The sequence below is a fragment of the Pseudomonas sp. Ag1 genome, assembly GCF_000278565.1.
Taxonomy (GTDB): Bacteria; Pseudomonadota; Gammaproteobacteria; order Pseudomonadales; family Pseudomonadaceae; genus Aquipseudomonas.
Genome location: NZ_AKVH01000110.1, coordinates 13,017 through 34,034, shown reverse-complemented (window position 1 = coordinate 34,034; position 21,018 = coordinate 13,017). Strand labels below are relative to the sequence as shown.

At 61.1% G+C, this 21,018-nt stretch carries 20 protein-coding genes; 16 read left to right on the top strand and 4 right to left on the bottom strand.

The genetic code is table 11. The features are described from left to right. Positions 1 to 3 precede the first annotated feature (3 nt). The 9 genes from rimM to A462_RS05970 all read left to right on the top strand — a co-directional run bounded on the left by rimM (position 4) and on the right by A462_RS05970 (position 11,752). Positions 4 to 540 carry a ribosome maturation factor RimM gene (rimM, locus tag A462_RS05930; RefSeq protein ID WP_003175898.1) on the top strand — a complete coding sequence of 179 codons (537 nt, stop codon included), beginning with the start codon at positions 4 to 6 and terminating at the stop codon, positions 538 to 540. A 43-nt stretch (positions 541 to 583) separates the two neighbouring features. After that, positions 584 to 1,294, top strand: a complete 711-nt coding sequence (gene trmD / locus A462_RS05935) for a tRNA (guanosine(37)-N1)-methyltransferase TrmD (protein ID WP_231988895.1) — start codon at positions 584 to 586, stop codon at positions 1,292 to 1,294. 45 nt (positions 1,295 to 1,339) lie between these two features. Continuing rightward, positions 1,340 to 1,690, top strand: coding sequence for a 50S ribosomal protein L19 (gene rplS / locus A462_RS05940; RefSeq protein ID WP_003175895.1), 351 nt, complete (start codon positions 1,340 to 1,342; stop codon positions 1,688 to 1,690). A gap of 362 nt (positions 1,691 to 2,052) precedes the next feature. After that, positions 2,053 to 2,949 (top strand): site-specific tyrosine recombinase XerD, encoded by an 897-nt coding sequence (gene xerD / locus A462_RS05945; RefSeq protein ID WP_003209584.1) that lies wholly within the window; start codon positions 2,053 to 2,055, stop codon positions 2,947 to 2,949. Between the two features lie 154 nt (positions 2,950 to 3,103). Then, entirely contained in the window at positions 3,104 to 3,835 is a 732-nt protein-coding gene (gene dsbC, locus A462_RS05950) for a bifunctional protein-disulfide isomerase/oxidoreductase DsbC (protein WP_003209582.1), read from the top strand. Between the two features lie 126 nt (positions 3,836 to 3,961). Continuing rightward, on the top strand, positions 3,962 to 5,266 hold the full coding sequence (locus A462_RS05955; protein ID WP_003209580.1) for a homoserine dehydrogenase: 1,305 nt from the start codon (positions 3,962 to 3,964) through the stop codon (positions 5,264 to 5,266). A 67-nt stretch (positions 5,267 to 5,333) separates the two neighbouring features. Continuing rightward, positions 5,334 to 6,743, top strand: a complete 1,410-nt coding sequence (gene thrC / locus A462_RS05960) for a threonine synthase (protein ID WP_008438237.1) — start codon at positions 5,334 to 5,336, stop codon at positions 6,741 to 6,743. A 109-nt stretch (positions 6,744 to 6,852) separates the two neighbouring features. Next, entirely contained in the window at positions 6,853 to 10,434 is a 3,582-nt protein-coding gene (locus A462_RS05965) for a transporter substrate-binding domain-containing protein (RefSeq protein WP_008438236.1), read from the top strand. A gap of 73 nt (positions 10,435 to 10,507) precedes the next feature. After that, complete coding sequence (locus A462_RS05970) at positions 10,508 to 11,752, top strand: EAL domain-containing response regulator (RefSeq protein WP_008438235.1); 1,245 nt, start codon at positions 10,508 to 10,510, stop codon at positions 11,750 to 11,752. Here the strand turns inward: A462_RS05970 and A462_RS05975 are convergent. Continuing rightward, the gene (locus tag A462_RS05975) at positions 11,721 to 12,374 is read right to left on the bottom strand and encodes a response regulator transcription factor (RefSeq protein ID WP_003209573.1); all 654 of its coding nucleotides are present in this window, start codon (positions 12,372 to 12,374) and stop codon (positions 11,721 to 11,723) included. The two genes, A462_RS05970 and A462_RS05975, sit on opposite strands and share 32 nt — an antisense overlap. A 150-nt stretch (positions 12,375 to 12,524) precedes the next feature. Then, a complete protein-coding gene (locus A462_RS05980) occupies positions 12,525 to 12,725 on the bottom strand; it encodes a hypothetical protein (protein ID WP_003209572.1) in 201 nt (66 codons plus the stop codon). A 302-nt stretch (positions 12,726 to 13,027) separates the two neighbouring features. On the opposite strand from A462_RS05980, the gene A462_RS05985 reads away from it, so the two are divergent. Continuing rightward, entirely contained in the window at positions 13,028 to 13,312 is a 285-nt protein-coding gene (locus tag A462_RS05985; protein WP_003209570.1) for a DUF3509 domain-containing protein, read from the top strand. A gap of 171 nt (positions 13,313 to 13,483) precedes the next feature. Here A462_RS05985 and A462_RS05990 read toward each other — a convergent pair whose 3' ends face one another. Both A462_RS05990 and A462_RS05995 read right to left on the bottom strand, forming a co-directional pair. Next, positions 13,484 to 14,362 carry a TIGR02285 family protein gene (locus tag A462_RS05990; RefSeq protein ID WP_003209569.1) on the bottom strand — a complete coding sequence of 293 codons (879 nt, stop codon included), beginning with the start codon at positions 14,360 to 14,362 and terminating at the stop codon, positions 13,484 to 13,486. Beyond that, positions 14,362 to 15,561 (bottom strand): CaiB/BaiF CoA transferase family protein, encoded by a 1,200-nt coding sequence (locus A462_RS05995; protein WP_008438232.1) that lies wholly within the window; start codon positions 15,559 to 15,561, stop codon positions 14,362 to 14,364. The genes A462_RS05990 and A462_RS05995 overlap by 1 nt, the downstream gene beginning before the upstream one ends. A 145-nt stretch (positions 15,562 to 15,706) precedes the next feature. Here A462_RS05995 and A462_RS06000 point away from each other — a divergent pair, with 145 nt between their 5' ends. From A462_RS06000 to A462_RS06025, 6 genes are all read left to right on the top strand, one after another. Next, positions 15,707 to 16,249 carry a YaeQ family protein gene (locus A462_RS06000; RefSeq protein ID WP_003209567.1) on the top strand — a complete coding sequence of 181 codons (543 nt, stop codon included), beginning with the start codon at positions 15,707 to 15,709 and terminating at the stop codon, positions 16,247 to 16,249. A gap of 186 nt (positions 16,250 to 16,435) precedes the next feature. Further along, the gene (recJ, locus tag A462_RS06005) at positions 16,436 to 18,145 is read left to right on the top strand and encodes a single-stranded-DNA-specific exonuclease RecJ (protein WP_008438230.1); all 1,710 of its coding nucleotides are present in this window, start codon (positions 16,436 to 16,438) and stop codon (positions 18,143 to 18,145) included. Positions 18,146 to 18,296: 151 nt separating this feature from the next. Next, the gene (locus A462_RS06010; RefSeq protein ID WP_003209564.1) at positions 18,297 to 19,403 is read left to right on the top strand and encodes an NADH:flavin oxidoreductase/NADH oxidase; all 1,107 of its coding nucleotides are present in this window, start codon (positions 18,297 to 18,299) and stop codon (positions 19,401 to 19,403) included. 192 nt (positions 19,404 to 19,595) lie between these two features. Further along, a complete protein-coding gene (locus A462_RS06015) occupies positions 19,596 to 20,096 on the top strand; it encodes an AAA family ATPase (RefSeq protein WP_032899788.1) in 501 nt (166 codons plus the stop codon). After that, on the top strand, positions 20,080 to 20,616 hold the full coding sequence (locus A462_RS06020; protein ID WP_008438225.1) for a GNAT family N-acetyltransferase: 537 nt from the start codon (positions 20,080 to 20,082) through the stop codon (positions 20,614 to 20,616). The genes A462_RS06015 and A462_RS06020 overlap by 17 nt, the downstream gene beginning before the upstream one ends. Positions 20,617 to 20,813: 197 nt before the next feature. After that, the gene (locus A462_RS06025; RefSeq protein ID WP_003209560.1) at positions 20,814 to 20,999 is read left to right on the top strand and encodes a hypothetical protein; all 186 of its coding nucleotides are present in this window, start codon (positions 20,814 to 20,816) and stop codon (positions 20,997 to 20,999) included. Positions 21,000 to 21,018: the final 19 nt, after the last annotated feature.

Sequence of the window (21,018 nt, the reverse complement as noted above, 5' to 3'; positions counted from 1 at the left end):
AATATGAACGCGACGCCAGCGGTAGCTGATGATTTGATCGTTATCGGCAAGATTTATTCTGTTCATGGCGTTCGCGGCGAAGTGAAGGTGTATTCCTTTACTGATCCGACTGAAAACCTGTTGCAGTACAAGACCTGGACGCTCAAGCGCGAAGGTAGTGTGAAACAGGTAGAGCTGGTCAGTGGACGCGGGAGCGACAAGTTCCTGGTCGCAAAGCTCAAGGGTCTTGATGATCGTGAAGAAGCTCGTCTTCTGGCCGGTTATGAGATCTGCGTGCCGCGCAACCTGTTCCCTGAATTGACCGACGGCGAGTACTACTGGTACCAGCTGGAAGGTCTGAAGGTTATTGATCAACTTGGGCAATTGCTCGGGAAAATCGATCATCTTCTGGAAACCGGCGCCAATGATGTAATGGTGGTCAAGCCTTGCGCTGGCAGCCTGGATGATCGCGAACGCCTGTTGCCCTATACCGAGCAATGCGTGTTGGCCGTCGACCTGGCAGCGGGCGAGATGAAGGTGGAATGGGACGCGGACTTCTAACGTGGCTAACCTGCGCGTTGAAGTGATCAGTTTGTTTCCCGAGATGTTTTCCGCCATCAGCGAGTACGGCATCACCAGTCGGGCGGTGAAACAGGGGCTCTTGCAGCTCACCTGTTGGAACCCGCGAGACTACACGACGGATCGACATCACACTGTGGACGATCGCCCATTTGGCGGTGGCCCTGGCATGGTGATGAAGATCAAGCCCCTGGAAGATGCGTTGGTTCAGGCCAAGGCAGCCGCCGGGGAGAAGGCGAAGGTAATTTACCTGTCCCCTCAAGGCCGTCAGCTGAATCAGTCGGCGGTACGCGAGTTGGCGAATCTGGAAGCATTAATCCTGATTGCCGGTCGCTATGAAGGCATTGACGAGCGGTTTATTGAAGCTCATGTCGATGAAGAGTGGTCGATTGGGGACTATGTCCTGTCTGGCGGCGAGCTGCCGGCGATGGTCCTGATAGATGCGGTTACACGACTGCTGCCTGGAGCTTTAGGGCATGCGGACTCCGCGGAGGAAGATTCCTTCACGGATGGTTTGCTGGATTGCCCGCACTACACCCGACCGGAGGTGTATGCGGATCAGCGTGTTCCCGACGTATTGCTAAGTGGCAATCACGCACACATCCGGCGTTGGCGTTTACAGCAGTCCCTCGGGCGGACCTATGAACGACGCGCCGATCTTCTGGAAAGCCGCTCGCTTTCTGGAGAAGAGAAGAAGCTGCTCGAGGAATACATCCTCGGGCGGGACGATAGTTAACAACGTATCGATGGTAGGTCCGACGACTTACCTTAGGAGCACAGCATGACTAACAAAATCATCCTTGCACTCGAAGCAGAGCAGATGACCAAAGAGATCCCTACCTTTGCCCCGGGCGACACCATTGTCGTTCAGGTGAAAGTGAAGGAAGGCGACCGTTCGCGTCTGCAAGCGTTCGAAGGCGTGGTAATTGCCAAGCGTAACCGTGGTGTGAACAGTGCTTTCACTGTTCGTAAAATCTCCAACGGTGTTGGCGTAGAGCGTACTTTCCAGACCTACAGCCCGCAAATCGACAGCATGGCCGTTAAACGTCGCGGTGACGTACGTAAAGCCAAGCTGTACTACCTGCGTGACCTGTCCGGTAAAGCAGCTCGCATCAAGGAAAAACTGGCTTAAGTCCAGCTTCCCGATGCAGAAAAAAGCAGCCTACGGGCTGCTTTTTTGTTGCCTGAAATTTGTCCATTTCCCCGGTATCTATTCATGACTCCCCGCCTCGAAGAAATTCAGCGTCTCGCTGACCTTAAAGCCGTTTTCCGCTTTTGTGGCGAGGGAGCTTGCTCCCGTTGGGCTGCGCAGCGGCCCTGAAACCGGCAATAGAAGTCTCTCTGTTGGACCTCAATGGTCAATCAGGGCCGCTTCGCGCCCCAGCGGGAGCAAGCTCCCTTGCCACAGATTATTTGCCCGCTTTCATTGATGTGTAGCGGCCCGTGCTGCGATAGGATCTACCCGACATCGCCATTTTCCCTGCTTGAGCCCTCATGTCCGCCATCGACCACCCGCAGATAGACCGCTTCCTCGACGCCCTCTGGCTGGAAAAAGGCCTGTCGGACAACACCCGCCAGGCTTACCGCAGCGACCTCGCGTTGTTCAATGGCTGGCTGCAGGAGAAAAACCTCGAGCTGCTCGACGCCGGTCGCGAGCTGATTCTCGACCACCTGGCCTGGCGCCTGGAGCAAAACTACAAGCCTCGCTCTACTGCGCGTTTTCTCTCAGGCGTGCGTGGTTTCTATCGCTACCTGCTGCGGGAAAAGCTGATCGCTGTCGACCCAACCCTGCAAATCGACATGCCACAGTTGGGCCGGCCACTGCCCAAATCCCTGTCGGAAGCCGACGTTGAAGCCCTGCTCGCAGCCCCCGACCTGAGCGAAGCCATCGGCCAGCGCGACCGTGCCATGCTGGAAGTGCTGTATGCCTGCGGCCTGCGCGTCACCGAGCTGATCAGCCTGACCCTGGAACAGGTCAACCTGCGCCAGGGTGTATTGCGCGTAATGGGCAAGGGCAGCAAGGAGCGCCTGGTGCCCATGGGTGAAGAGGCGATCGTGTGGATCGAACGCTACATGCGCGACGCCCGAGCCGAGTTGCTCAACGGTCGGCCCAGCGATGTGCTGTTTCCCAGCCAGCGCGGCGAACAGATGACCCGCCAGACCTTCTGGCATCGCATCAAGCACCAGGCCAAGGTTGCCGGCATCGGCAAGTCGCTGTCGCCCCACACCCTGCGCCACGCGTTCGCCACGCATTTGCTCAACCACGGCGCGGATTTGCGCGTGGTTCAAATGCTCCTGGGCCACAGCGACTTATCCACCACCCAGATCTACACCCACGTGGCGCGGGCACGTTTGCAGGAGATGCACGCCAAGCACCATCCCCGTGGATGAAAAATACTTCGGAAAAAGCCCAATTTCCCCGCGACTGGCTGCCCTGCGGCCCAACTGTGGTAGGCTTTGCCGGTTCGCAAAGGGGACGGCCCAAACCCGTGTTTGAAGATCGGTGTTCCTGCTCCCGTCCCTGCATCTGCCTTCAGGAGTTCCCATGCGCTTGACCCAGATTTTTGCCATCGCAGCCATTGCGTTGGTCTCAACCTTTGCCGTCGCCGACGACGCCGCAGAGAAGACAATCCGCAAGAGCCTGGAAGCCCTCCAGCTCGACACCCCGATTGAAAGCATCAACGCCAGCCCGATGGCCGGCCTGTACGAAGTCAAGCTCAAGGGCAGCCGCGTGCTGTACGCCAGTGCCGATGGCCAGTACATCGTCCAGGGCTACCTGTTCCAGCTCAAAGACGGCAAGCCGGTGAACCTCACCGAGAAAGCCGAGCGCCTGGGCGTGTCCAAGCTGATCAACGGTATTCCGGTGGCTGAAACCGTGGTTTACCCGGCCATCGGCGAAACCAAGACCCACATCACCGTGTTCACCGACACCACCTGCCCGTACTGCCACAAGCTGCATGCCGAAGTGCCTGAGCTGAACAAGCTCGGTGTTGAAGTGCGCTACGTGGCGTTCCCGCGCCAGGGCCTGGGTTCGCCGGGTGACGAGCAGTTGCAAGCCGTCTGGTGTTCGGCCGACAAGAAAGCGGCCATGGACAAGATGGTCGATGGCAAGGAAATCAAGGCCGCCAAGTGCGCCAACCCGGTTTCCAAGCAGTTCGCCCTCGGCCAGTCGATTGGTGTGAACGGTACGCCGGCCATCGTTTTGGCTGACGGCCAGGTGATTCCGGGCTACCAGCCTGCGCCGCAAGTTGCCAAACTGGCACTGAACGCAAAGTAAGCATTATCGTCGAGCCTTGACGATCATGATCCGCCGACAGTTCGGCGGGTCATTAATAGAGAGCCGCAGTTGTGCGGCTGTTTTCACGGCCGACCTTGAGTCGGCCGTTTCATGGGGAGTTCTTCAGTGAAACCGGTCAAAGTAGGCATCTGTGGGTTAGGGACCGTCGGTGGCGGCACCTTCAACGTACTTCAGCGTAACGCTGAAGAAATTTCCCGCCGTGCAGGGCGTGGGATTGAAGTGGCTCAAATTGCCACGCGTACGCCAAAGCCTCAGTTCCAAACGACCGGTATTGCGATTACCAACGATGTCTTCGAAGTCGCCACCAACCCTGAAATCGATATCGTCATCGAGCTGGTAGGCGGCTACACCGTGGCCCGCGAGCTGGTGCTCAAGGCTATCGAAAACGGCAAGCATGTGGTCACTGCCAACAAGGCGCTGATTGCCGTGCACGGTAACGAAATCTTCGCCAAGGCCCGCGAGAAGGGCGTGATCGTGGCATTCGAAGCCGCCGTGGCCGGTGGTATCCCGGTGATCAAGGCGATCCGTGAAGGCCTGTCCGCCAACCGTATCAACTGGGTGGCCGGCATCATCAACGGCACCGGTAACTTCATCCTCACCGAAATGCGCGAGAAGGGCCGTACCTTCGAAGACGTGCTGGCCGAAGCCCAGGCCCTGGGTTACGCCGAAGCCGATCCGACCTTCGACGTGGAAGGCATCGACGCTGCCCACAAGCTGACCATCCTGGCGTCCATCGCCTTTGGTATCCCGCTGCAGTTCGACAAGGCCTACACCGAAGGCATCACCAAGCTGACCACCGCCGACGTGAACTACGCCGAAGCCCTGGGCTACCGCATCAAGCACCTCGGTGTGGCGCGCAGCACCCCGGCCGGTATCGAGCTGCGTGTGCACCCGACACTGATCCCGGCCGACCGCCTGATCGCCAACGTCAATGGCGTGATGAACGCCGTGATGGTCAACGGTGACGCTGCCGGTTCCACCCTGTTCTACGGCGCCGGCGCCGGCATGGAGCCGACCGCTTCGTCTGTGATCGCCGACCTGGTGGACGTGGTGCGTGCCATGACCAGCGACCCGGAAAACCGCGTACCGCACCTGGCCTTCCAGCCGGACTCGCTGTCGGCCCACCCGATCCTGCCGATCGAAGCCTGCGAAAGTGCCTACTACCTGCGCATCCAGGCCAAGGATCATCCGGGCGTGCTCGCCCAGGTGGCCAGCATCCTGTCGGAGCGCGGCATCAACATTGAATCGATCATGCAGAAGGAAGTCGAAGAACAAGACGGCCTGGTGCCCATGATCCTGCTGACCCACCGTGTGCTGGAGCAGCACATCAACGACGCCATCGCCGCGCTTGAAGCGTTGCAGGGCGTGGTTGGGCCGGTGGTGCGGATTCGCGTCGAACACCTGAACTAATCGTTTTGCGGCAAGGGCCCCACGCGTTCGGCGGCCCTTGTTCAAGCATGCTCTAGAGGAGCCAGTCATGCGTTATATCAGCACCCGCGGCCAGGCACCGGCCCTGAATTTCGAAGACGTTCTGCTGGCCGGTCTGGCCACTGACGGCGGCCTGTACGTGCCGGAAAACCTGCCACGCTTCACCCAGGAAGAAATCGCTTCGTGGGCCGGCCTGCCGTACCACGAGCTGGCGTTCCGGGTCATGCGCCCGTTCGTCACCGGCAGCATCCCGGATGCGGATTTCAAGAAGATCCTGGAAGAAACCTACGGCGTGTTTTCCCACAGCGCCATCGCCCCGTTGCGTCAACTGAACGGCAACGAATGGGTCCTGGAGCTGTTCCACGGCCCAACCCTGGCGTTCAAGGATTTCGCCCTGCAACTGCTGGGTCGCCTGCTGGACTATGTGTTGGAAAAACGCGGTGAGCGCGTGGTGATCATCGGCGCTACTTCCGGTGATACCGGCTCGGCGGCGATCGAAGGCTGCAAGCACTGCGAAAACGTCGACATCTTCATCCTGCACCCGCACAACCGCGTGTCGGAAGTGCAGCGTCGGCAGATGACCACGATCTTCGGCGAGAACATCCACAACATCGCCATCGAAGGCAACTTCGATGACTGCCAGGAAATGGTCAAGGCCAGCTTCGCCGACCAGAGCTTCCTCAAGGGCACGCGCCTGGTAGCGGTGAACTCGATCAACTGGGCGCGGATCATGGCCCAGATCGTCTACTACTTCCATGCTTCCCTGCAGTTGGGCGGCCCGGCGCGTTCGGTGTCGTTCTCGGTGCCAACCGGCAACTTCGGCGACATCTTCGCCGGTTACCTGGCACGCAACATGGGCCTGCCGATCAACCAGCTGATCGTCGCCACCAACCGCAACGACATCCTGCACCGCTTCATGAGCGGCAACCAGTACGTCAAGGAAACCCTGCACGCCACACTGTCGCCGTCGATGGACATCATGGTCTCGTCGAACTTCGAACGCCTGCTGTTCGACATGCACGGTCGCAACGGTGCTGCCCTGGCCGGCCTGATGGACAGCTTCAAGCAAGGTGGCGGTTTCAGCGTCGAGCAGGAGCGCTGGACCGAAACCCGCAAGCTGTTCGACTCCCTGGCGGTGGACGACGCAGAAACCTGCGAGACCATCGCCGAAGTCTACGCCCAGACCGGCGAGCTGCTGGACCCGCACACCGCCATTGGCGTCAAGGCCGCGCGCGAATGCCGCCGCAGCCTGGACATCCCGATGGTGATTCTCGGCACCGCGCACCCGGTCAAATTCCCGGAAGCGGTAGAGAAGGCCGGGGTTGGCAAGGCGCTGGAATTGCCGGCGCACCTCACCGACCTGTTTGAGCGTGAAGAGCGTTGCACGGTATTGGCCAATGACCTGAAAGCGGTACAGGCGTTTGTCAGCCAGCATGGCAATCGCGGCAAGCCACTCTGAGCCAACGGCTTTGCGTGGTGGATCAAGCCCGTCTTCGTGACGGGCTTTTTCATTCTGGCGAGCCATACTTGCGCGGCGACCAACAAGAATAATCAAGGAAACCCAACCGGTGTATTTATCGACCCGAGCACACGCGTGGCTGGCATGTGTGCTGCTGCTTGGCCATGGTTCGGCAAGCCTCGCGGCTGTCAGCCTGCCGTTCAAGCTGGTGCCGGCGTTCATTGCCCTGGAGCCCATGCCCCTGACGGCCAGCGAGCAGCAATGGCTGGCGGCGCATCGGCCGTTGAGGGTGGGCATTTCGATTGATGACTATCAGCCGATCGATATCACCCGCGACCGCAATCGCTACCAGGGCATCAGCGCCGATTACCTGAGCCTGATCGGCGCGCGTCTGCATGCACCGATGCAAGTCCTGGGTTTTGCCGAGCGGGCGCAGGCGGTGGAGGCCCTGCGGAGCGGCGCCATCGATATTCTCACCAGTGCCAACGGTTACGAGCGTGATGTGTCGGGGTTGCGCTTTACCGAAGACTACATGCCGGACCGCTCGGTGGTGGTCGTGCGCCGGGATGACAGCACCCAGAACGAGGACCTCAAGGACAAGAAGCTGGTGTTGCTGGACGGTTACGCCAACGTCAAGAACGTCCATCAGGCGTATCCCGGCAGCCACATCATGCTGGCACCGAATCTCTACAGTGGCCTCGAAGCGCTGAAGCAAGGTGATGCCGATGCGTTTATCGGCAACGAAGTGATCGTGCGCGCCTATAAATCGCTACGGCCCTACCTGGGCTTGCAGATCAAGGTGGAAAGCCGGCTGGCGCCCATCGGCTTTGCCTTTGCCACGCGGGAGGCCGACCCGCTGTTGGGGACGCTGATGGACCGGGCGCTGGCGAGTATTCATGAGTCTGTGCGGCGGGAGATCCTTGCGCGCTGGACCACCGGACTGGGGGTGGGCATTGCCGCCGAGCGCATCGCCTTGTCGGCCCCGGAGCGGGCCTGGGTACTTCAGCATCCGCATGTGGTGGTGGCGTCCCAGCAACTGTCTCCCTATGTATTCAAGGACAAGGACGGCCAGTGGGTGGGGCTGAATGTGGACTTGCTCAACCGCATTTCACGCATGACCGGCCTGCAGTTCGTGATGGAGGAAGTGTCCTCCACGGCACAGACCCTGGGGTTGCTGGAAACGGGCAGGGCGGACATGAACACCACCCTGGCCGAAAATCAGGAGCGCAAGGCCTTTCTCGATTTCAGCCATGGGTTCGGGGGCTCAGGCTGGGTGTTTATCCAGCGCGCTGACGCACCGCCAGTGGCCAGTTTGAGCGAGCTTTCAGGCAAGGTGCTGGCGCTGCCGGCACGCCATGTCCTGGAGGGGTACATTCGTCGCGAGCACCCCGGGATCAAGCTGCAATCGGTGGATAACTACGTCCAGGCCCGGGAGCTGGTAACGCAGGGGCGCGCGGCGGCGACTATCCAGAGTGAAGTGGAAGTGCAGAGTTACCCGGCCGATGAGTTGCGCATCGGCCGCAGTGTCGAGGGCAAGTGGTCGGCCAACAGCCTGTCGGTGCGCAAGGATCAACCGGAACTGCTGAGCATTTTGAACAAGGCGCTGGAAGCGCTGCCGGTCGCGGAATTGAGCGCCCTGCGTTTGCGTTGGCTGGGTAGCGTACCCGTCCCGGTGCCGGCCTGGCAGCGGGTGCCGCCATGGGCCTACTGGACGGTCGCCATGGCGCTGCTGTTTGTGCTGGTGTCCCTGGCCTGGAACAGCCGGCTCAAGCGCCAGATTCGCCAGCGCCTCCAGGCCGAGCAGCGGCTCAACGACCAGTTGGCGTTCAAGCGCGCGCTGCTGGACGGCATGCCCAACCCGGTATTTGTGCGTGATCTGGAAGGACGCCTGGTGACCTGCAACACCAGCTATGAACAACAGTTGAACACCCGGCGCGAGCAGATCCAGGGCCTGACGCTGATGGAAAGCGGGCTGATGCCTGACGCTACGGCCGCGCGCCTGCATGCCGGCCACATGGAGCAATTGGCGAGCCAGCAGTCGCTGTTCGTCGACCGGCAGCTGGAGTTCAATGGCGGGGCGTTTCATGTGTATCAGTGGACGGTGCCGTTCTTCGACGCCAAGGGCCAGCTCCAGGGTTTGCTCGGTGGCTGGGTCGATATCAACGAGCGCAAGGTCCTGGAGCTCCAGCTGATGGATGCGCGGCAGGCCGCTGACGAAGCGAACTACGCAAAAAGCGCGTTTCTCTCGACCCTGAGCCACGAGATTCGCACGCCGATGACCGCCATCATCGGTCTGCTCGAGCTCGAGCAGGAGCGTGCCCTGGCTGAAGGCAAGCCAGTGTCTGAAGCCCTGCGAGTGGCCCATCGCTCGGCGCGTGAGTTGATCGCCCTGATGGGCGACAGCCTGGACCTGGCCAAGATTGAAGCCGGTCATCTGCAACTGGCGCCGCAGGCCACTGACTTGAAAGGTTTCTTCGAGGGCATACAGCGCTTGTTCGAACCCATGGCGCAGAAAAAGGGCCTTCACCTGACCCTGGCATTCGACCCGAGCGCGCAAGGGTATTACTGGTTCGACCCGCTGCGCCTGCGTCAGGTTATCCATAACCTGTTGGGCAACGCGCTCAAGTTCACCTCGCGCGGCGAGGTTCGGGTCAGTGTTGTGCGCAAGCTTGACCCGGCGGGGGCCGAATATTTGCACCTGTGTGTGGAGGACAGCGGGCCGGGCATTGGCGTCGAGCAGCAGGCGCGAGTGTTCAAGCCGTTTATCCAGGTCAGCGCGCGGACGGCTGCCGAGCACGGCGGCACGGGACTGGGCTTGAGCATCTGCCAGCAACTGGTGGAATTGATGGGAGGCAGCATCACCCTGAGCAGCGTGGTGGGAGAGGGCACGGTGGTGTGCATCGACCTGTACCTGGATCGGGTCAGCAGTGACGACGTGCCAGCATCTGCCGGTGTACCGCTGCTGGTCGCCGGCCGCAACCTGTCGGTGTTGGTGGTGGATGACCTGCCGGCCAATCGGCTGGTGCTGGTTCAGCAGTTGCAGTTCCTGGGTCATCAAGTAGTGGCCGTCGACTCGGCCGAAGCGGCCTTGCAGCGTTGGCATCATGAGGTGTTTGACGTCATGGTCACCGATTGCAATATGCCGGGCATGTCCGGCTACGCCTTGAGTGAGGCCATCCGCCGGCTTGAAGCCCAGGAGCAACGGCCACGCCTGGCGCTGGTGGGTTGCACGGCGAATGCCCTGGATGATGAACAGCAGCGCTGCCGGGAGGCGGGAATGGATGAACTGCTGGTCAAGCCCGTGACCCTTGAGCACTGGACGCGTGTGCTCGCCCGCGTCGTGCCTGCACGCTCTTTCAGCATCCAGACCCTGCGCACCATGACCCAGGCCGACGGACCGGTTTTGCAGCGGATGCTGCAGGAGCTGGCGAGGAGCCTTGAGCAGGAACATAACCTGATGGCGTCCGCCATGACGGAACACGACCAGGTCCGGCTGGCCGCCTCGCTGCACCGCCTGAAGGGCATATGCTGCCTGGTGGATGCGCTGCCGCTGGCCAAGGCCTGTGTGGCGCTGGAAGGGTGTATTCGGGAGCAGCGCAACGCTGAGGTTGAACTGCATTGGTTAGCGCTGCGCGAAGCATTGATCGAATTCCAGGTCGAGCTTGAGGCTTATCTGGACCCGTCCGAATAAGACATGTCCTATGGGGAAGGCGCGGGGTTTTTATTAGTCTGTGCACCCTCGCTTCTCCCCGGTAACGTTTTTCATGCGCTCCCTCAACGTCCTGATCCTCGAAGATAACCCGTTCCAACTGATGGCCCTGCATCAGATGCTCAACGCCAACGGCGTATTCAATGTACGCACGGCCGAAACGGTCGACGCCGCTCGCCAGTCACTGGAGAGCAAGGGCGCGGTGGACATCGCGATTTGCGATCTGTACCTGGAGCAGGGTGATGGCCTTGAGCTGATTCGGGAAATGGCCGAGCGCCGCCAGGCTCAGGTGTTGATCCTGCTGAGCAACGCCGAGCCGGATGTGCTGGAAGGCGTGGCGCACATGGCCCGACAGTTGGGGCTCAACGTGCTCGGCTGCCTGCCCAAGCCGGCGTCGGCAACGCTGATCGGGAAAGTCCTCGAGGCGTGCCGGGAGCGCTTACGGCCCGGGCCGCCGGTGGTGTCCTGGGAGCGGGTGCGCCACCTGCTGGACTTGAGCGAATCCGAGCAGTTGCCGCCTTCGGCGGATCTGAGCCAGGCCGCTATAGCCCGCTGCGGCACGGTCTGGTATCAGCCCATTGTCAGCCAGGCGGGCGCGTTGCAAGGTGTTGAAGCGCTGGCCCGCTGGCAGCTTCCTGACGGCGAGTTGCTGTTGCCTGACGCGTTTCTGCCGGTGCTGGAGTTTGCCGGAATGGAAGAGGCGTTTACCTGGCACGTGCTGGAACAAGCGCTGGGCCAGGCGGCACACGTCATGCGCGAAACCGGGCAGGTGCTGCCGGTGGCGGTGAATATCCCGGGGCGGATGCTGGAGCGTCCGCACTTTCCCCAAGTGCTGCAAGGCTTGCTGCAACTTCACGGCGTGCCCGCCCGTGGCCTGACCCTGGAACTGGTGGAAACCTCGCGCCTGAACACCGACAGCGCCCACGTCACCGGCTTGCTGCGTTTGCGGATGATGGGGTGCAAGCTGTCCATCGGTGATTTCGGCGTGGGCGACACCAGCCTGCAACGCTTGCTGGAATTGCCCTTCAGCGAATTGAAGATCCCGCCGGCGTTTGCCAGCGGCATGGCCAGGGACGATCGCAAGGCGGCAGTGGTTGCTGGCGCCATGAGCATGGCGAGGCGACTGGGTGTGGGTGTGGTGGTGACCGGGGTTGAAAGTGCCGCCGACTATCACGCGGTAAGTGAACTGGGGGCCGCGTGGTTGCAAGGCTGCTTTATCGCCGGCCCCATGGACGCCGAGGCGCTGAAGCAGTGGATCGCGTTTCAGGCTAGGCCAGCCCGTGTTCCTGCACATAGATAAACAGCGCGGCGTCGTTGCTCAGGCCCAGCTTGCGCATGGCGCTGACCTTTTGTGCACTGACGGTTTGCTTGCTGCGATGAAGATTCGCGGCGATCTCGCCTACCGTCAGGCCGCCGGCCAGCAGGCGGATGACTTCCAGTTCACGGGGTGATAGTTGATCCTGGGAGTGCACACGCTCGACGCCTGCCAGGTTCAGTGACTGACTGATGGTCTGGGCCACATAACGTCGCTGCTGGCGCACCTGACGGATTGCTTCAGGCAATTCGTCTGCGAGACTGGCCTTGCTCAGCAGGCCCATGACACCCAACTCCAGGATGGCGTGGAACAGGCCGGCGTTGTTCAGCATGGTCACCACCACGATGGGCAGGCCCGGGTGATGCCGGCGCAGTTGTTCGATCAGGCGCAAGCCGTCGGCCTGGGGCTCGGCGGGCATCATGAAGTCGGTCACCAGAATGTCGCAGGCACAACGTTGCAGCAGTTCGCCAAGGGCCTGGGGTGAGTTGGCTTCACCGACGATGGTTAGCCTCTCGTCACGTTCCAGGACTGCCCGCAGACCGATTAGGAAAATCGGGTGGTCGTCGGCGAGGACGATGCGCAATGGCTTGTCAGACGTTTCGTTCAATACAGGCTCCCGGGGTAATTCGGGGATTCTAGCCTGTTAACGCAGGAGAGGGTCTGAAGGTGCGGTTTACAAAGGTGTAAAAAACGCCGCGTCCCCGTCCGTGGGGCAGCGGCGTTTTTCGTTTCTGGCAGGCCCGGCCGGAGCGATCGTTTAGGCGAGTAGTTTTTGCGCCACTGCCATTACGGTTCCGACAGCCGTGAAGAAGCCGATGGCGATACCAACGGGATACCAGAAATTCTCTCGGGTTATCTTGTGGGACTCTGCGTTTAGCTTGCGTTGCTCGGCATAAATTCTGGATATGTCGGCGTGAATCTTCTCTAGTATTGCCTGCTCTTTTTCGTGTTCCAGCATGGTCTTCGTCCTTCGCAACGGGGCCTCTTGGTATGCGCTGTTTATCGATGTGCCGGCATGATCAGCGCTCACCGAGTATAGGATTCACCCTCGGCATCAGCGCCAAAACGGCAACTCATTGAGTAAGCAGTTATGTGCTGCCGTTTTTTGCTTGTCATGTTGCAAGCGCATGCTGGACACGTCATCCCCCGGCAACCCTTGAAAGACGAAAAAGCGAACTTTCCTACGACGCAAATAGTCACTTAGGATAGATGCAGCTCCCGTTTACACGATTGTTTCCGAACTATTGAGTGGTGATCGAGATGGAAAGTATCAGCCTATTGCTCGGTGAAGCACTGAGCCCTTATCAGGTCACGCTGACCACCTCGGGTGTGCAGGGCGAATGCCTGGTGACCGTAAAGAATCCGGCCGGTGCCATCGTGGTCGAACGAGAAGTCGACCAGGCACAATTGACCGACAAGCGTGCATTGGTGGATGTGGTGGACTGTTTGCACCGCGACTTGATGATTGCCGAAGGACGCCTGGAACCCTCGGTCATGGCGGCCCTGCGCAATGCGGCCCTGACTCGGCCGATTGCCTGCGCATGAAGATTTATTTTTGTTGGGAACCTTCCTACGGCAAGGTGAGTCAGATTTTGTAACAGCGAGATCAAGCATTGTGCTCCGGTGCTTGTAGCTCGTTGTTACTGGTCTTTTTAGGCCCTTATTAACCCCGAGTTGTCTCCCCACTGCTCGGGGTTTCTTTTTGCCTGCGATTTGTCATGGGCTCGGGGCATCCTGGAAAAACGTCGGGTGGTCTTGCAGGTATTGCTCACGCATGACCGGGTCGAGCCATGAGGCGTAGGACTGTCGCAGTTGCTCCTGCGGGATCTCGCGCAGCACCTGATTGATCCGCTCGATAGCCGTGCGGCCTGAGGCGTTATCCGTGCAGGCAATCCGGGTCAGTTGATAGGGCGGGGTGCCTTTGATGGGGTAGAAGATCAGCTCCTGTGGATCAATGCCTTGTTGCAGCGCCTGGTAGCGCACTTCTGTCCAGTAACCCAGCACCGCTTCCAGCCGCCCCTTTCGTTGCATCTGCAGCAGGCTGCCGAGGGCGTCATTGCCGTAATGTGGCGCCAGTTTGTGAGCACTGGTGTGCTTCAGCGCTTCATCGATGATGGCGCCGTAGCTGCGTTCGGCGATGATGCCAAGGCGCGCATCCCGTGCATTCAAAAATGCCTCCAGGTCGAACCGTCCATCCACCACAAACGGCGCCAGCAGCGCCCGCTGACCCTGGCGGATCGTCACCCCGTTGCTCACGGCCGCGAAGGCCTGGGCGGAAAACACGATGGTTTTAGCGCGCTCCGCCGTCCATAGCAGGGACGGGTCGCAGGTAAGCGTGCCGGGGTCGCGGAGCATCTGCATGCCGCGCGCGCGGTTCACGTGGAGGATCTGATGTCGATACTCCGGCATGTGTTCGGCGAGTATCGGCAGCAGTTGGTCGAGGGCGCCCTGGCCTTTTTGCGGGCCTTCGAAAATCGTCACTGGCGGCAGATCACGCAACAGCCAGATCAAGGTTTCCTGGGCCTGGCTCGACAGTGGCCAAGTCCCGAGCAGTGAACCCAGGAGGCAGAGTCGAATGATGAAGCGCCGGCCCATCAGATCGCGCCGTTCTCACGCAGGCGAGTAACGGCGGCCGCATCGTAGCCCAATTCAGCGAGCACCACGCTGTTGTGCTCGCCCAGCTGCGGTCCGACCCATTCACAACTGCCCGGTGTGTCCGACAGTTTGGGCACGATGCCGGGCATCTTGAAGTCCTTGCCGCCCGGGAGCTGCGCCTTGAGGAACATCTCGCGGGCGAGAAATTGCGGGTCTCCCAGCATGTCTTCCGCGCTGTAGATACGGCTGGCGGGCACTTCGGCCTTGTTCAGCTGTTCCACCACTTGCTCAAGCGGCAGCGAGTTGACCCAGCGATCAATCACCCCGTACAGCTCATCGCGCCGGCTGTCGCGGCCATCGTTGCTGGCCAGCGCCGGGTCGTTGGCCAGGTCGTCGCGACCAATGGCCGACATGAAGCGCTTGAAGATCGCGTCGCCATTGGCGCCGATCTGCACATGCTTGCCATCTTTGCTGGTGTGGATCGAGGAGGGCGTGATGCCGGGCATGATGTTGCCGGTGCGCTCGCGGATAAAGCCGAACACGTCGAACTCCGGGATCATGCTCTCCATCATCGCGAAGATCGCCTCATACAGCGCCACATCCACCACCTGGCCGAGCCCGCCATTCACTTCACGATGACGCAGGGCCATCAGCGCCCCGATCACGGCCCACAACGCCGCGATCGAGTCCCCGATGGAAATCCCGGTGCGCACCGGCGGGCGGTCCTCGAAACCGGTGATGTAACGCAGGCCCCCCATGGATTCGCCCACCGCGCCAAACCCTGGCTGGTCCTTCATCGGCCCGGTCTGGCCAAAGCCCGAGAGGCGCACCATCACCAGTTTCGGGTTCAGGGCGTGCAAGGTTTCCCAGCTCAGGCCGAGCTTTTCCAGCACGCCAGGGCGAAAGTTCTCAATCAAAATGTCGGCATCCGCCAACAGTTGCTTGAGGATTGTCAGGCCGTCCGGGTGTTTCAGGTTCAGGGTCAGGGATTTCTTGTTGCGCGCCTGCACAAACCACCACAGCGAGGTGCCTTCATACAGCTTGCGCCACTTGCGCAGCGGGTCGCCGCCATCCGGGGATTCGACCTTGATCACCTCGGCGCCGAACTCGGCGCAGATGCGCGACGCAAACGGGCCGGCGATCAAGGTGCCGAGTTCGATGACTTTCAGGCCGGCAAGTGGTTTGGCGGTAAACGACATGAGGAACCTTTCGGGCAGGGCAGGGATGTGAGCCTTTTAACATAGGCGAGTGGCGCAGTGATAAGGATGATGCAGCGCAGGATTCGTTGAATCACCTCGCCATCGGTTAGACTTGCCGCCTTTCCCTGTCTCTAGAAGTCCGTTCATGGCCCAGCCGTCCACGACCTACAAGTTTGAACTCAACCTCACCGACCTTGACCGTTCGGTGTACGAGAGTGTCAAGCAGACCATCGCCCGCCACCCTTCGGAAACCGAAGAGCGCATGACCGTGCGTTTGCTGGCCTACGCGCTTTTCTACAACGAGCAGCTGTCTTTCGGTCGTGGCCTGTCAGATGTAGACGAGCCGGCGCTGTGGGAAAAAAGCCTGGATGATCGCGTCCTGCACTGGATCGAAGTCGGCCAGCCGGACGCGGACCGCCTGACCTGGTGTTCCCGCCGTACCGAACGCACGACCTTGCTGGCCTACGGCAGCTTGCGCGTCTGGGAAGGCAAAGTGGTGCCGGTGGCGAAGAACCTGAAAAACGTGAGCATCGCCGCCGTACCCCAGGAAATCCTGGAAGTGCTGGCCAAGGACATGCCCCGGGTGATCAAGTGGGACGTGATGATCAGCGAAGGCACGATCTTCGTGACCGATGACCGTGGGCAGCACGAAGTCCAGCTGGAATGGCTGGCTGGCGAGCGCGGCTGAAACGTCGATAACTGATTGGACGCTGGTCGAGTGTGGGAGCTGTCGAGCTTCAGCGAGGCTGCGATGCAGGCGCTGCGGTCTGACAGGTACACCGAGGTGATCCCATCGCAGCCTCGCTGGGGCTCGACAGCTCCTACAAGGGATCACCGCTAATTTTCAACATTAAAGAGAAGCTTCCGTCACCCCATGCGTATCGATCCTCGCCCGTTGCCCGCCGTCCTGCCATTCCTCGGTGAATTGCCACCGTTGTTGACCCGTCTCTACGCCGCACGCGGGGTGCAATCGGAAGCCGAGCTGGATAAAAGCCTGGCGCGGCTGATCCCGTATCAGCAGCTCAAGGGCATCGATGCCGCGGTGGACTTGCTGGTGACGGCCCTGGAGCAGCGCCAGCGGATCCTGATCGTGGGTGACTTCGACGCCGACGGCGCCACCGCCAGCACCGTGGGCACCCTGGGCCTGCGCTTGTTGGGCGCCGCCCATGTCGACTACCTGGTGCCCAACCGTTTCGAATACGGCTACGGCCTGACCCCGGAAATCGTCGCCGTGGCCCTGCAGCGCCAGCCACAGCTGCTGATCACCGTGGACAACGGTATCTCCAGCGTCGAAGGTGTGGCGGCCGCAAAAGCGGCGGGGCTCAAGGTGCTGGTTACCGACCACCACTTGCCGGGCGACGAACTGCCCGCAGCCGACGCCATCGTCAACCCGAACCAGCCGGGCTGTGAATTCCCCAGCAAGGCCCTGGCGGGTGTGGGCGTGATCTTCTACGTGCTGATGGCCCTGCGTGCGCGCTTGCGCAGCTTGGGTTGGTACGAGAACAAGCCGCAGCCGAATATCGGCGAACTGCTGGACCTGGTGGCCCTGGGCAGTGTGGCCGACGTGGTCCCGCTGGACGCCAACAATCGCATCCTGGTCTACCAGGGCCTGGAACGCATTCGCGCCGGTCGTGCCCGGCCGGGGATCAAGGCGATCCTCGAAGTGGCCAAGCGCGATCACGCCCGCATCACCTCCACCGACCTTGGTTTTATCCTCGGCCCGCGCCTGAACGCCGCCGGGCGCCTGGATGACATGAGCCTGGGTATCGAGTGCCTGCTCACCTCGGATTTCGCCGCCGCCCGGGAAATGGCCGCGCAACTGGACGGCATGAACCAGGACCGCAAGTCCATCGAACAAGGCATGCAGCGCGAGGCCCTGGCCCAGCTCAAGGACTTGCCGGTGGAGTCGATGCCGTATGGCTTGTGCCTGTTCGACCCGGAATGGCACCAGGGCGTGATCGGCATCCTTGCCTCGCGCATGAAAGAGCGTTACTTCCGCCCGACCATCGCCTTTGCCGACGCCGGTGACGGCCTGCTCAAGGGCTCCGGGCGCTCCGTGCCGGGTTTTCATATTCGTGACGCGCTGGCCGTGGTGGCCAGCCAGCACCCAACGCTGATCGCCAAGTACGGCGGCCACGCCATGGCGGCGGGTCTTACCTTGCCCGAGGCCAACTTCCCACTGTTCGCCGAGGCCTTTGACGCCGAAGTGCGTCGGCAACTGCGCGAAGAAGACCTGACGGGCCGGCTGCTGTCCGACGGCACCCTGGCGGTTGAAGAGTTTCACCTGGAACTGGCCCGCGCCCTGCGCAACGCCGGGCCGTGGGGCCAGCATTTCCCAGAGCCGTTGTTTCACGGGGTGTTCCAACTGGTGGAGCAGCGCGTCGTCGGCGAGCGCCATCTGAAGGTGGTGCTCAAGAGCGAGTGTGGATCGGTGAAGCTCGATGGCATTGCTTTCGGCATCGACCGCGAGATCTGGCCCAACCCCACCATTCGCTGGGTAGAACTGGCCTACAAGCTCGACGTGAACGAGTTCCGTGGTCAGGAAACCGTGCAACTGATGATCGCGCATATCGAGCCGCGCTGAACCCTGTGCAATCCTCTGTTGTCGACTAGTCTCTAAGCACTGTGTGATCGGTCTTGTGACCTTGTCTTATTTCAGCCCGCCGGGGACGGGTTTTTCGTCGACCTTTCAAACAGAACCCTGGAGCCTGCCCACTGCATAAAAGAGGTGCCCCATGAGTCTGCTGCTTGAACCCTATACCCTGCGCCAACTGACCCTGCTCAACCGCATCGCCGTTTCGCCGATGTGCCAGTATTCCAGCGTCGATGGTCTGGCCAATGACTGGCACCTGGTGCACCTCGGCAGCCGTGCCGTCGGTGGCGCCGGGCTGATCTTTACCGAAGCCACTGCCGTGACTGCCGATGGCCGCATCACCGCCCAGGACCTGGGCCTGTGGAACGACGAACAGATCGAACCGCTGCAACGCATCACGCGCTTTATCAATGCCCAGGGCGCGGTGGCGGGCATTCAACTGGCCCACGCCGGGCGCAAAGCCAGCACGCACCGGCCATGGATCGGCAAGCACGGCAGCGTCAAGCCGGAAGATGGCGGCTGGGTGCCGGTGGGCCCCTCGCCGATTGCCTTCGATCCGCAGCACACTTCCCCCAAGCAACTCGATGAAGGGCAGATCCAGCAAGTGATCGCTGACTTCGTCGCTGCCGCCAAGCGCGCGTTGACCGCCGGTTTCAAAGTGGCGGAAATCCATGCCGCCCATGGCTACCTGTTGCATCAATTTCTTTCGCCCCTGAGCAACCAGCGCCAGGACCAGTACGGCGGCTCGTTCGAAAACCGCATCCGCCTGGTGCTGCAAGTGACCACGGCGGTGCGTGAGGCCTGGCCGCAAGAGCTGCCGCTGTTTGTACGGGTCTCGGCCACCGATTGGGTCGAGGACGGCTGGAACCCGGATGAAACCGTCGAACTGGCGCGCCGCCTGAAAGACCTGGGCGTCGACCTGATCGACGTCTCCTCGGGTGGCACCGCGGCCAATGCGGAAATTCCTACCGGGCCCGGCTACCAGACCCGCTTTGCCGAGCGTGTGCGCAAAGAGTCGGGAATCGCCACCGGCACCGTGGGCATGATTACCGAGCCCGCCCAGGCCGAGCACATCCTGCGCACCTGCCAGGCCGATATCATTTTCCTCGCCCGTGAACTGTTGCGTGACCCGTACTGGCCACTGCATGCCGACGATGACCTGGGCGGGCGCAAAGCCACCTGGCCGGCCCAGTATCAGCGGGCTACGCATCGAGACCAGCCGATTCATGAGTCGGATTTGCGGGATTAACCTTGCGTAGGAAAACGCCTGAAGCTAATGTCGAAACTATGACTCTATTACTGAACGCCTCGATTATTCCCACCCTCCAGGAGAGGGTGGGCTGACGCGTGCTGGAAAAGCATGAAAAACCCGCCCTTGAACCGGCGGGTTTTTTATTGCCCGCCGATCACCGGCCAAGCCCTGCGACACAAGGAGAAGCTCATGTTGCACCTGATCTGCGGCAAAATCGCAGCCGGTAAATCGACCCTGACCCAGCAGTTGTCGCAAGCCCCACAGACGGTATTGATCAGCGAGGATGAGTGGCTGTCACGCCTTTATCCCGGACAGATCCAGGCTCTGGGCGACTACGTGCGCTGCACCGGCCACCTGCGCGATGCGTTGACGGCCCATATCATCTCGTTGCTCAAGGCCGGCGTCTCGGTGGTGCTGGATTTTCCCGCCAACACCCTGGCCAGCCGCCGCTGGATGCGCTCATTGTTCGAAGGCGCAGGCGCTGACCATCAATTGCACTACCTGGATGTGCCGGACGAGGTCTGCAAGGCACGCCTGCGTGCGCGCAACGCGGAGGGTACCCACGCGTTCGAAACCAGTGACGCCCAGTTCGACTTGATCACCGGCTATTTCGAAGCACCGACACCTGCGGAAGGCTTCAACCTTGTTCACCATCAACCCTTGGAAGCACAGCATGTTGATCAAGCGTGACCTGACCGAACAGGACCTGCCGTTGCTGGCGCTGATTGACCGTACCGAACGGATCGAGGCGTGCTATCGCGTGGAGCACGGGGAGTTGCTGCTGTACCCCGAGCACCACGACATGCGCGGTTGGCCCGAAGGCGAAGCCGAGCAGGATGCCGTGGCCTTGCAGGCGTGCCTGAAGCGCGGAGGGTGGCTGCACGGAGTGTTTGACGATGAGAAGCTGCTGGCGGCCGTGGTGCTGGACAACCGGGTTATCCTCAACCAGGGCCTGCGTATGCGCCAGCTCAAATTCCTGCATGTGAGCCATGGGGCCCGTGGCCTGGGCCTGGGTGGCCAGCTGTTTGCCCTGGCCTGTGAACACGCCCGCGCAGCTGGGGCCGAGGCGTTGTACGTATCGGCCACGGAATCGCGCAATACGGTGGAGTTCTATCTGCGGCTCGGCTGCCGGTTGCTCAAGCAGCCGGATCCCGAGCTGTTTCAGCAGGAGCCGCACGACATCCACCTGTACCGGCCGCTTGTGGGATAACGCTGTAGGTCATTGCCCTGCAAGCGTTTTTTTAAGTGATTACTCTAAAAAAGTCCCACGCCCGGCAAGATAGTTTCTACGCTTAAGGTAAGCATGATTTCTGGCCCAGGAAATCAGCTTGTTGATCCTCGCAGGTCGCATCGCGGGATGGGGTTATGGGCAACCAGGAGCAGTTGATTGATACGAGGAGACAGTCCATGGCCAAGTCCTATGGTGTAGCGGGGGTGTTGTCGTCTTTTCTGGCCCGCAGGATGTCGCTGCGCAGCCGGCGCCTGAGTTCGGACGAAGAGCAATTGCTGGAACAGTACCGCGCCCTGACCGAGAGTGATCAGGTGGCGATGCGGTACTTGATCGGGGCGATGAAGAGTATTTCGCGGTTCTGAAGATCCCGAAGGGGCGTTC